The 11,757-nt window shown below is 57.3% G+C and carries 8 protein-coding genes; 3 read left to right on the top strand and 5 right to left on the bottom strand.

The genetic code is table 11. The annotated features are described in order from the left end of the window. Positions 1 to 5 precede the first annotated feature (5 nt). The 3 genes from ACQZQY_RS19395 to ACQZQY_RS19385 are packed head-to-tail and all read left to right on the top strand — an operon-like array spanning position 6 to position 4,797. Positions 6 to 1,382 (top strand): TolC family outer membrane protein, encoded by a 1,377-nt coding sequence (locus ACQZQY_RS19395; RefSeq protein WP_183847735.1) that lies wholly within the window; start codon positions 6 to 8, stop codon positions 1,380 to 1,382. A gap of 50 nt (positions 1,383 to 1,432) precedes the next feature. Further along, positions 1,433 to 3,610, top strand: a complete 2,178-nt coding sequence (locus ACQZQY_RS19390) for a type I secretion system permease/ATPase (protein ID WP_217203196.1) — start codon at positions 1,433 to 1,435, stop codon at positions 3,608 to 3,610. A gap of 17 nt (positions 3,611 to 3,627) precedes the next feature. Next, a complete protein-coding gene (locus ACQZQY_RS19385; RefSeq protein WP_390972644.1) occupies positions 3,628 to 4,797 on the top strand; it encodes an HlyD family efflux transporter periplasmic adaptor subunit in 1,170 nt (389 codons plus the stop codon). Between the two features lie 194 nt (positions 4,798 to 4,991). Here ACQZQY_RS19385 and ACQZQY_RS19380 read toward each other — a convergent pair whose 3' ends face one another. The 5 genes from ACQZQY_RS19380 to ACQZQY_RS19360 all read right to left on the bottom strand — a co-directional run bounded on the left by ACQZQY_RS19380 (position 4,992) and on the right by ACQZQY_RS19360 (position 11,727). Then, positions 4,992 to 5,987, bottom strand: coding sequence for an ABC transporter permease (locus ACQZQY_RS19380; RefSeq protein WP_056782371.1), 996 nt, complete (start codon positions 5,985 to 5,987; stop codon positions 4,992 to 4,994). Between the two features lie 11 nt (positions 5,988 to 5,998). Continuing rightward, positions 5,999 to 7,480, bottom strand: a complete 1,482-nt coding sequence (locus ACQZQY_RS19375; protein ID WP_431297217.1) for a sugar ABC transporter ATP-binding protein — start codon at positions 7,478 to 7,480, stop codon at positions 5,999 to 6,001. Between the two features lie 306 nt (positions 7,481 to 7,786). After that, positions 7,787 to 8,938: a DDE-type integrase/transposase/recombinase gene (locus ACQZQY_RS19370; protein ID WP_056777117.1), complete on the bottom strand. Its 1,152-nt coding sequence runs from the start codon at positions 8,936 to 8,938 to the stop codon at positions 7,787 to 7,789. Positions 8,939 to 9,672: 734 nt separating this feature from the next. After that, positions 9,673 to 10,539 carry a deoxyribonuclease IV gene (gene nfo / locus ACQZQY_RS19365; protein WP_217203198.1) on the bottom strand — a complete coding sequence of 289 codons (867 nt, stop codon included), beginning with the start codon at positions 10,537 to 10,539 and terminating at the stop codon, positions 9,673 to 9,675. Positions 10,540 to 10,623: 84 nt separating this feature from the next. Further along, on the bottom strand, positions 10,624 to 11,727 hold the full coding sequence (locus tag ACQZQY_RS19360; RefSeq protein WP_431296236.1) for a YeiH family protein: 1,104 nt from the start codon (positions 11,725 to 11,727) through the stop codon (positions 10,624 to 10,626). Positions 11,728 to 11,757 lie beyond the last annotated feature (30 nt).

Below are 11,757 nucleotides of genomic sequence, written 5' to 3'. Positions count from 1 at the left end.
CGGTAATGAAGAAAAAAACAGTGACACGGCGTCTCGCCGTCATGTTGGGCACCTTGTGTCTGACGGGTTTAACAGGGAATTACGGGGTCATCGCGGCAGACAAACAGCCGGAATTTAACTGGAAAGCGGCGCCAACCGAGGAGATGCGCGCCAGCATGACATTACGGGATGCTATCTTGCGGGCGTTTGCGCGAAACCCGCAGATTTCAGAAGCATCGGCGCAAATCCGCGTGGGGAAAGGCAATCTGGATGAGGCGAAAAGCGCCTGGTATCCGCAGATTTCATTACAGGGCACGGCGGGAAAGTCGCATCAGACTGACTCGGCGGGCAGCCTGAGCAACAACGCGTCAGCCGGCGTGCAACTCAGCCAGCTGCTCTACGATTTTGGCCGCACCGGCGGCAGCATCAGTCAGCAGGAACATCTGTCTGACGCCTACCGCTATTCCCTTTACAGCACGATGACCGACGTGGCGCTGAGCACCATGCAGGCCTATCTCTCGGTGAAACGTTATCAGGCGCTCAGCGTCGCGGCCCGTGACAACATCGCCTCTCTTGAGCGCGTGCGGGACACCGCCAGACTGCGCGCTGATGCCGGTCTGAGCTCGCAGTCGGACGTTTTACAGGCCGAAACCCGCATTGCGGGCATGCGGGCCACCGTCGAACAATACCGCGCCCAGCAACGTTCCGCGCAGGCACAGCTGACGGTGCTCACCGGCGTGGTTGCCGACAACTTACCGGATCTCCCTCAAAGCCTGCTCGATCAGAAAGTCACACTCGACAAAATCCCCTACGAAAACAGCACGCTGGTGCGCGCGGCGCAGGCCAAACAGCAGGCGGCGATCGAAGAAGTCAATCAGACCGAGGCGCAGCACTGGCCGACGCTGAAAGTTCAGGCAGGGCGCACGCGCTACGAAAACACCGGCGGCGGCGGGTCTTACTGGGACGATCAGGTGCAGCTGGCGGTGGATGCGCCGGTGTATCAGGGCGGCGCGGTCAGCGCCAAAGTGCAGGCGGCGGAAGGCCAGCGGCAGGCGGCGCAGGCCGAAGTGGAAAAAGCCAAGCTGGACATCAACCAGAAAGCCTCAACGGCCTATGCCGACATGATCGGCGGGCAGCAGCGCAACGTGGCGGGCGAGGAACAGTTTGCCAGCGCGACGCACACCCGCAGCGTGTATCAGGACGAATACAAACTCAGCAAACGCAGCCTGAACGATTTACTCAGCGTCGAACAGGACGTGTTTCAGGCGGATACGTCGCGCATTGGCGCGCTCTACGACGGCTGGGACGCCACCGTGCGCTACGCCGCCGCCGTGGACAATCTGGTCGATATGCTGGGCATCGATCGTCAGAAACAAACAGGTGACACCATTCCGACCCTCTGACATCCGGGGCCGTCGGGAGTTAGCCAGAAGCATTCGATACCGAGGTTGAAATGAGCAATGAAGCAGCAACACCTTTGTCGATCGACGTCTGGATAAGCGCCATGGGGCGCGTGGCCGAATCATTCGGTAAGCCAGCCGATCCGCTTTATCTTCGCCAGCAAATGCGCTGGTTCGAACACCAGCCCCTGCGCCGCCAGCTCGACCGCCTCAGCGGCCTGATGGGGTTGCAGGTGGGCATGGTCAGCTGGAATCAGGTGCGCTGGCGCCAGGAAGTGCTGCCCGCCGTGGTGACGCTGGCGCAGGGCGGTATCGCGGTACTGGAAAATCTGCATGACGACGGCACGGTCGATTACTGGCTGAGCGACGGCGGGGATTTACTGCGTTCGGCGGAACTGGCGACGATGCTGGAACAAAGCAGCGGCCCGGTATTTTTAGTCGGCGTGGCACCGCGTGGCCGCGACCAGCGCATCGACCAGTTTGTTCAGCCGCACAAAAAACACTGGTTCTGGGCCAACTTCCGTGGCTCGGGGCGCAAAATCGCCGAAATCTCGCTGGCTTCTATTCTCGGCAACGTGCTGGCGCTGGCCGGGATTTTGTTCTCCATGCAGGTCTACGACCGCGTGATCCCGGCGCAATCTTACCCGACGCTGTGGGTACTGTTTTTCGGCGTGGTGCTGGCGGCGGGGCTGGAATATGTCATCCGCCTGATGCGTACGCTGGTGTCTGATTTAATGGGCAAGAAGGTCGATTTAAAAGTCTCCTCGCTGTTCTTTGTGCGGGCGATGAACATCAAAAACGATGACCGCCCAAAATCCACCGGTTCCTTTATCTCTCAGCTGCGCGAAATCGATCAGGTACGCGAACTGCTGACCTCCACCACCATCAGCGCGGCGGCAGACATGCCCTTCGTGCTGCTGTTCCTCGGCATTATGTTTTTCATCGGCGGCCCGCTGGTGATCATCCCGCTGCTGGCGATCCCGCTGATTGTCATTCCCGGCATTCTGATCCAGTGGCCGATGGCGAAACTGGCGAAAGAAGGCATGCGCGAAAGTGCGCTGCGCAACGCGGTGCTGGTGGAAACCATCGAAGGCATCGAAGACATCAAAGCCTTGCAGGCCGAAGCCTATTTTCAGCGTCAGTGGGAACAGACCCATGAAGTGAGCGCGGCGGTCGGCATGAAGCAACGGGTGTGGGGCGCACGGCTGACCGGCTGGGCTTCCACCGTGCAGCAACTGACTTACGGCGGCATGCTGGTGTTCGGCGTGTATCTGGTGCTCAGCGGCGATATCACGACCGGTACGCTGGTGGCGAGCAGCATGTTGTCCTCGCGCACCATCGCACCGCTGATGCAGCTGACCATGGTGTTCTCCCGCTGGCAGCACGCCAAAAGCGCCATGCACGGGCTGGATGAACTGCTGAAAAAACCGGTGGATCGCCCGGCGGATGCCGAGCTGTCGCACTGCCCGACGCTCAGCGGTCACTTCAACGTGCGCAATCTGCAATACACCTACGACAAAGAAAATGCGCCGAACGTGCTCGGCATCGGCCAGCTGGAGATCAAGCCGGGCGAGCGGGTGGCGATCCTCGGCAAAGTCGGCGCGGGGAAATCCACGCTGCTGAAGCTGCTCTCCGGCCAGGCCAGCCCGTCGCAGGGCAAAATACTCATCGACGGCGTAGACATGAGCAAAGTCGAACCGGCAGATATCCGCCGTCAGCTCGGCTACCTGTCGCAGGACTCGCGGCTGTTCTTCGGCACGCTGCGTCAGAACCTGATGCTGGGGTATCCGCATGCCACCGATCAGGAGATGTTGCAGGCGCTGCGCATCAGCGGTGCGTTGTCGATGGTGCAGGCCGACGCCTCCAGCCTCGATAAAATCATTAATGAAGGCGGGCGCGGGCTGTCCGGCGGCCAGCGGCAAATGGTGATGCTGAGCCGGATGATCCTGCGCAATCCGCAGGTGGTGCTGATGGATGAACCGACCGCCTCCATGGACGAACAGCTGGAAGAGTACGTGATCCGCCAGCTGCACACCTGGCTGGTAGGAAGGACGCTCATCGTGGTTACGCACCGTCCGGCGCTGCTCAAGCTGGTGGACAGAATCGTGGTGATGGACAACGGGCGCGTGGTGGCCGACGGGCCGCGCGATAAAATTCTGGCGACCGCCGCCGGCAATACCCCCGCACCTGCCGTTGCGGCAGCCACCGATAACCGACAAGGCGCAGCCTGAGCTGCTGAGGATCCCGCATGGCACACTTAACATTGCATGATGAACTGGAAGCCGAAGGTCGCAAAGTCTCGTGGATTATCTGGGCGTCGCTTGCCAGCCTGCTGATTTTTATCGTCTGGGCGCGCTTCGCGGTGCTGGATGAAGTGACGGTCGGCACCGGCAAAGTGACGCCGTCGAGCAAAGCGCAGCAAATTGATTCGCTCGACGGCGGGGTGATTTTGAAGCTGATGGTGCAGGAAGGATCGGTGGTGAACCGCGGTCAGTTGCTGGCGCGGCTCGACCCGACCCGTTCGCAGTCAAACTTTGGCGAGGCGGCCTCCCGCGTGCGGACACTGCGCGCCTCGTCTGAACGCCTGAGCGCAGAACTGACCGGCGCGCCGCTGAAATTCAGCCCGGAAACCATGAAATCACCGGAGCTGGTGGCCCGTGAGCGGCAGCTGTATTTATCTCGCAAACAGAACCGCGATGAGACGGTCAGTAACCTTCAGCAGTCGCTGAAACTGGTCAACGACGAAATCAATATGACCCAGCCGCTGGTTTCCAAAGGCGCGGCGGGGCAGGTGGAAGTGATCCGCCTCAAGCGTCAGGCCAGCGAACTGCGCGGGAAAATAGACGATGCGACGAATCAGTACGCGGTGCGTGCCCGTGAAGAGCAGGTGAAAAACAACGCCGATCTCGACGCCGAAACGCAGGTGATGGCAGGTAAAGAAGATCAGGTCACCCGCTCCGAGCTGTATTCGCCGGTGCACGGCATCGTCAAAGATATTCAGGTGTCCACCGTCGGCGGTGTGTTACAGCCTGGCGGCAAACTGATGGAAATCGTACCGATTGAAGATCAGTTGCTGATTGAAACCCGCATCAACCCGCGTGACATCGCCTACATCCGCCCCGGTTTACCGGCAACGGTAAAAATTTCCGCCTACGATTCGTCGATTTATGGCGATCTGGAGGGCAAAGTCGAAGGCGTTTCGCCGGACACCTTGCAGGATGAAGTGAAGCGCGATCAGTATTATTACCGCGTTTATGTCCGCACCGACAAAGCCTTCCTGACCAACAAAGCAGGCCGCCAGTTCCCGATCGTGCCGGGGATGGTGGCGAACGTGGACATCAAAACCGGCCAGAAAAGCGTGCTGGATTATCTGATTAAACCGTTGAATAAGGTGAAGGAATCATTGAGGGAGAGGTAGGGAGCAGGGCGCGGGCGTCGGCCCACACCGCCCGGAGGGAGAATAAACCTTCTCCCTCCGGGCGCCCGCGTTTTTAAAACAGGTGATCCGCGCGGCCAGAGGCTTTTAAAGCGTAACCTCATCTTTTCAGATCTGAATAAACTGCCATTGGCCGGGCTTGATCAATTCAAGGTGTGGAGCACTTTCAAAAGCGTTTAACGCTTCTGTATATACGTCAGCGCCAGCGCCACGGCCAGGACCAGACCTTTGATGATATCCATCGCGTAATACGGCACCGACAGCATCACCAGCCCGTTCGACAGCACGCCTAAAATCACCGCGCCCAGCAAGGTGCCCAGTGCATTCGGTTTGCCGGAGCCGGCCAGCGAGAAACCGATGTAGGCGGCGGCGACGGCGTCCATCAGGTAGCCGCCCCCGGCGTTGACCTGCGAAGAGCCGATACGTGATGCCAGCAGGATCCCGCCAGCGCCCGCCAGCACGGACGAAATCACATAAGCGATGACGCGGTAGCGCGCGGTGCGGATCCCCGCCAGACGCGCGGCCAGCGGGTTGCCGCCGATGGCGTACATGCGGCGGCCATGTTTGGTCAGCGACATAAACAGTTGTACCGCAACCGTCACCACCGCCATCACGATCACAATCACCGGTACCTGGCCGAGCAGGCTGAACACTGCCGGTACCGTGCCTTCGGCCATGTCGCCGCTGGGCAGGACCATGTTTTCGGTGATTGAACCGCCGTAGCTGTAGGTCATCGCTGCTCCCTGGATCACAAACAGGCTGGCGAGGGTGGCGAGCATGTCAGGGATTTTCAGGATGACGATCAGGAAGGCGTTGAACAGGCCGACCAGCGTACACAGTGCCAGCGTGATCAGAATGGCTTCGGTGGTGCCGAAACCGTGCCAGACGAACATCGAGATCACCAGCGCATTGGCGAGGGAGGCGGTTGAACCGACCGACAAATCGAAACCGCCGACTGCCAGAGAAATCGACACGCCAATCGCAATCACCGTCACGATGGCGATGGATCGCAGAATATTAATGATGTTGGACGGTTCGAGGAAGTTGTCCGAGGCGATGCCAAAACCGGCGATCAGCAAAACCACGGTCAGCAACATGCCCCATTTATATAGAAATTCAAACAGCTGATGACGCCACGGCTGGCGGGCGTCGGGCAGGTTTTCTTTACTCACCACGGCTTTGTTCACGCGGGTGTTCCTCCGGTTGAATAGGTTAATAAGGTTTCTTCGTCGACGTTGGCGGCATCAAGTTCGGCCACAATGCGGCCGTCCCACAACACCAGAATGCGGTCGCATAAACCGACCAGTTCGGCGAACTCACCGGAAGCATAAATGATGCCTTTTCCCTGTTGCGCCAGGCCGTCGATCAGCCTGAACACGTCCGTTTTGGCCTTGATGTCTACGCCTTTGGTCGGTTCGTCGAAGATCAACACCTGACTCTCACTGCGCAGCCATTTCCCGATCGCCACCTTTTGCTGGTTGCCACCGGAAAGCCGTGCCAGCTTTTGCATGGGCCCGGAAGCGCGAATGCCCAAGCGGCTGATAATGTCTTTTGCCCACGACAACGCGTGTTGCCGGTTGAAAATACTCCAGCGTGAGAAGCTGTCGTCAGCGGTGACGCTCAGGTTCATCGGAATATCTTCATCAATGAAAATGCCTTCCTTGCGCCTTTCTTCCGGCACCAGCGCCAGCCCCTGTTCCACGGACAGATGCGGTTCTTTCGGTTTCCAGGGTTTGCCGTTCAGCTCACCGCTTTCCACCTGACTCGGCGTCGCGCCAAACAGCGCCTTGCACAGTTCGGTTTTACCGGCACCGGCCAGCCCGGCTATCCCGAGAATTTCGCCACGATGCAGGCGCAGCGAGATGTCCCGCAGTTTGTCTTTATCGTGCATGCCGTGGATATGCAGCAGCGTTTCACCGCTGTGCGGCGGGCGGCGTGGCGGATAAATATCGTCGAGCTGATGGCCGATCATTTTCTCAATAATGTGCTCATTGCTCAGGCCGTCCATGCTGTCATCACTGACCAGACGCCCGTCGCGCAGCACCGTCATGCGGTCACAGATATCGCGCAGTTCATGGATGCGGTGGGAAATAAACACAATCGCCATACCGGCGGCTTTCAGCTTACGCACCAGCGCAAACAGCCGCGCGCTTTCCGCCTGATCGAGCGGGGCGGTGGGTTCATCAAGGATCAGGAACCGGCATTTATGCGATAACGCCCGCGCCAGCAAAATCAGCTGTTTCTCCGCCAGCGTGCAGCTTTCGATACGCGCGCGCAGGTTGATGTTCAGCCCGAGCTGCTCAGTCAGCAACTGTGCCTGACGGTAAAGCTGCGGCCAGTTGTGCAGATGGCCCGGCTCGGAAAGGCGGTCGAGCATGATGTTTTCCGCGACATTCAGCGTCGGCACCAGCGCGACGTCCACTTCCTGTTGTACCAGATGAATGCCGTGCTCGCGGGCGTGATGCGGCAGGCGCAGGTTAACGGCCTCACCGTCAATGCTGATCTGCCCGGAATAATGGTCGTGCGTGCCGGAAAGCACGGCCATCAGTGTCGATTTACCCGCTCCGTTTGCGCCGACCAATGCATGGACGGATCCGCCTTCCAGCGTGAAATCCACCTGGCGCAGGGCGGGGAAACTCGCAAATGAAATCGAGATATTATGCATCTCGAGAATAGAGGATCTCACGCTAGGGGTGCCTTTTCAGATGTCCGGGAGGATGCTTAGACGTTTAGCCGTCCAGATGCTTTTTGATTGCAAATTTTTAACATATCGGGGGGATTAAGCAAGGGATTAAATGGGATAAGTAAGAGAGAAAAGTTCTAAACAGGTGGGATTGTGGGTTGGTGCCCATTTCGGCTTTAAGGTCAAAACCTTGGGCTCGCCGCCCAAACGGGCCCAAAGGGTTTTAAACTGTATAGCCGGTCACATGGGTTACAGATCTGACCGGCCACATAGGTAACACATTTTCGATTAGTCTATGCGTAAAATGCAGTGTTCGGCTTTGTCATAATACGCAAGTATTAGACGGTCGAACAACACCATATACAATCCGTCATCTACCTCTTTCATCATCACATATTCACCTCGCAGAGCCTCACTTAAAAAGAGTCGAGTACCTGGATAGATATCTCCATTCTGCTGAACTTTATATAACCGGGCCTTATCTGGATAAATGACTTCTGGAACTTTCCCATCCCATTCTCTGCTGGAGGTCGTCCATTGTGAGGACGGCGTTTGACCGTTATGCACATCATGAGGCCGTTCATGATTAAATTCATGGCGGTAGTGATTGAACCAGACTTGTTGTTCTTCCAGCGTCGCGTAAATATTCCCGCAACGCAGTCCTGCCTTCAGGGAGCGATGCATTCTTTCGTGCCGGCCATTTTGCTCAGGATGACCTTTTTTTATACGTTCCGGCAGGATGCCAAGCTTTATTAACCAAACACTTAGCTGGCTGAGACCCGCAATGCCGTTACCGGCAAAAGGTGAACCATTATCGGTTCTTACTACGCTGGGCAGACCATATTCGCGAAAGGCGTTTTCAAAACATGTTTGCACAAACGGCCGCCCCTCGCCCTTGCCAGCCTCGCAGGCTAAAAGGTAGCGACTGTGGTTATCTGTCAGCGTAAATGGATAGCAATAGTGCTGGCTAAGAAGTCTAAACTTTCCTTTAAAATCAGCACTCCAAACCTGATTATTTTCGCGGATATCTGTCAGTGGCAAGACGTTACCCGGCGTGTTTTGTCGCTTTTTAAATGGGGTGACAAGACCCTCTTTTTTGAGAATATCGCCAATAGAGCTGCTTGCAGGGACGTCGAAAGGTGCGTTGTTATTGAGTAACCAGTGACGAATTTTAACCGGTCCCCAGTCTGGATGCTTGCGCCGCATCTCGACTAATCGTTGGATAACCTCGTCAGTCATGCGTTCGGGATGAGTAAGGCGGGCGCGAGAGCGATCGTTGAGAGAAAATGGGTCGTCAGGTTGAAAGCGTTGAAGCCACTTATATCCCGTTTTACGGCTGATCTTAAAATGACGACAAACAGCGGAGAATGACTCTCCGCTGTTCTGAACGGCGTGAATAAATTCGAGTCGTTGCATGGTAACAGTCTCAGTCCAGGGCATAGCGGTTCTCCTCTGCTATGCCATTTATAACTGTTACCCATGTGGCCGGTCTAAAGTGTTACCCATGTGACCGGTCTATACCAAACGAAACCCTTTGGAATCCTGCGTTTTTTTAACTGCGCGCTGTCGCTTGCTGGCTATGTTTCAGCGGCTCCGGCTATTGCCGCAAAATCCCGCCGCTTTGCGGTGCCCTCCGGTCGGGTTACAACCCGCGCAAACAGACGCGCGGTTTTCCACCTCTCCCTTCGGCGTGATTTTTGAGCGCGGCCAATGGCATTTTTAAAGTCGAAGCGATGTGTTTGATTCGGCTTTCCTCCTTCCACATCGCAGGGGGAGGAGAAAAACATTTGTTTTACATAGCCTTTGGCCGCGCTCAAAACGACGTCGAATGAACGGTGAGAAACCGCGAGGGTGTTTTTCCGAGCGGGTCCGAACCTGAAATGAGAGGACCGCGCAGCGGCGGCGTTTGCGGCAATAGCCGGAGCCGCTGAAACATAGCCAGCGCGCGGATCACGTGTTTTAAAAAACGCGGGAGTCCAGAGGGAGAAGGTTTATTCTCCCTCTGGTCGGTGTGGGCCGACGCCCACGACCTTGAATTGGTTTTAACGCTTTCCAAGCGTAAGAAACATAGTCGATGCCCACGACCTTGAATTGGTTTTAACGCTTTCCAAGCGTAAGAACCATAACCCGATGCCCACGACCTTGAATTGGTTTTAGCGCTTTCCAAAGCGGAATCAGGCCGCTGCCTCATCCGCCTCTGCGGTTTCCTGCGCCTTCAGCCAGGCGATTTCCTCGCCCCAGATCTCCGGTTCTACCGTTTCAAGGATCATCGGGATGCCATCGAAACGCGGGTCGCGCATGATCCAGCCGAACACCGTTTTGCCGATGTTGCCTTCGCCCAGGCTGTGATGGCGGTCAACGCGGCTGTTGAATTCACTTTTGGCATCGTTGAGGTGCATGCCGCGCAGGTACTCAAATCCGACCACATCGCTGAAATGTTTAAAGGTGTTTTCACACGCTTCCACGGTGCGCAGATCGTAACCCGCCGCGAAGGCGTGACAGGTGTCGATGCAGACGCCAACGCGGCTTTTGTCTTCCACACCTTCAATGATTTTTGCCAGATGCTCAAAGCGGAAGCCGAGATTACTGCCCTGACCGGCGGTGTTTTCGATGACCGCCGTGACGCCCTCAGTCTGCGACAGCGCAATGTTCAGCGATTCGGAAATGCGTTCGAGGCATTTGTCTTCGTCGATTTGCATCAGGTGGCTGCCCGGATGGAAGTTCAGCAGCGAAAGCCCCAGCTGTTCACAACGTTGCAGTTCGTCGAGGAACGCCTCGCGGGATTTCTCCAGCGCGTCGGTCACCGGATGGCCGAGATTAATCAGATAACTGTCGTGCGGCAAAATCTGATTGCTCTGGTAACCGTATTTCTGACAGGCCGCTTTGAATTTTTCGATCACGTCTTCCGGCAAAGGTGCGGCTTTCCACTGACGCTGATTCTTGGTGAAAAGCGCAAAAGCCGTGGCTTCCAGCTCGTGCGCCCTCAGTACGGCCTGATCAACACCGCCCGCCGCACTTACGTGTGCTCCCACAAACTTCATTTTTGCTCCTCAGTTATTCATCGCGTTAATGAAAGGATGATAGCGCCTTGGCGAAGGAGGCGCAGCACTGAAGTGTAAAAGCCGTCACATCCGCGCAAAAAGATGATGCACCAGCTGGTTAATGCCCGCGCCACCGACAATCAGCCAGATGAACAGTATCGCGGCCAGCAGCATAGGTTTCAGCCCCGCCTGACGCAGCGCGCTCAGGTGCGTGGTCAGACCGAGTGCCGCCATCGCCATGGCCAGTAAAACCGTGTCGAGCGTAATCAGTGCCGGGATCCAGCTGTGCGGCAATATATCCAGTGAGTTAAACGCCGCCACCAGAATAAACAGCAGCGCGAACCACGGAATGGTGATGTTACGCATGCCAGGGTTCTGGCCGCCTTGTTGCACCGCACTGCGGGATTTCCAGCCGGAGAGCAGCAGCAGGAAAGGGGCCAGCATCATCACGCGGATCATTTTGGCGATCACGGCGGCGTTTTCAGCTTCCGGGCTGACGCCCTGACCGGCGGCGACCACCTGTGCCACTTCATGCACCGTTGAACCGGTATAAATACCAAACTGCGATGCCGTGACATTCAGCCAGTGATAGTGCGCGTTAAGCTGCCACAACCACGGATACAGAAAGATAGCCGCGGTGCCGAAAATGACCACGGTGGCGACGGCGACCGTCACTTTTTCCGCTTTGGCGTTCAGCACCGGCTCCGTCGCCATCACGGCGGCGGCACCACAAATACTGCTGCCCGCGCCGGTCAACATGGACGTATCGCGGTCTAATTTAAACACCCGCTGTCCCAGCCAGCAGGCGAGGGCAAAGGTGGAGCACAGCATCAGGGCGTCGATCACAATCCCGGTCGCCCCGACGTCGGCGATTTGCGCGAAGGTCAGCCGCAGGCCGTAGAGGATGATGCCGAGGCGCAGCAGGCGCTGTTTCGCCAGCGTCACCCCCTCTTCGCACCAGGGTTTCGCCGCCGGGTACAGCGTATTGCCAATCACCATGCCAATGACAATCGCCAGGGTCAGCGCGCTCAGGCCAAGATGGCTCAGGGCGGGGAAATCGCTCAGCCAGACCGACAGCGCGGTAATAGCGCCGGTCAGCGCCAGGCCGGGTAACAGGCGGTTAAGCCGGGTGTGTTTCTCAATGCCGGGCTTCGGGAAATGGGGGGTAAGCGTCTGGATTTTGTTCATCGTCCTTTCCTCGTTGAGGCGTGATGAGAC

The sequence above is a fragment of the Rahnella sp. PAMC25559 genome (assembly GCF_050632365.1).
Lineage (GTDB): Bacteria > Pseudomonadota > Gammaproteobacteria > Enterobacterales > Enterobacteriaceae > Rahnella > Rahnella rivi.
Note: the sequence above shows the minus strand (reverse complement) of the source record. Positions and strands in the feature narration are given on the sequence as shown.

Excerpts from the sequence above, each read along its gene's own strand:
- ACQZQY_RS19395 (WP_183847735.1), top strand. The coding sequence starts at position 6 with ATGAAGAAAAAAACAGTGACACGGCGTCTCGCCGTCATGTTGGGCACC.
- ACQZQY_RS19390 (WP_217203196.1), top strand. The coding sequence starts at position 1,433 with ATGAGCAATGAAGCAGCAACACCTTTGTCGATCGACGTCTGGATAAGC.
- ACQZQY_RS19385 (WP_390972644.1), top strand. The coding sequence starts at position 3,628 with ATGGCACACTTAACATTGCATGATGAACTGGAAGCCGAAGGTCGCAAA.
- ACQZQY_RS19375 (WP_431297217.1), bottom strand. The coding sequence starts at position 7,480 with ATGCATAATATCTCGATTTCATTTGCGAGTTTCCCCGCCCTGCGCCAG.
- ACQZQY_RS19370 (WP_056777117.1), bottom strand. The coding sequence starts at position 8,938 with ATGCCCTGGACTGAGACTGTTACCATGCAACGACTCGAATTTATTCAC.
- nfo (WP_217203198.1), bottom strand. The coding sequence starts at position 10,539 with ATGAAGTTTGTGGGAGCACACGTAAGTGCGGCGGGCGGTGTTGATCAG.
- ACQZQY_RS19360 (WP_431296236.1), bottom strand. The coding sequence starts at position 11,727 with ATGAACAAAATCCAGACGCTTACCCCCCATTTCCCGAAGCCCGGCATT.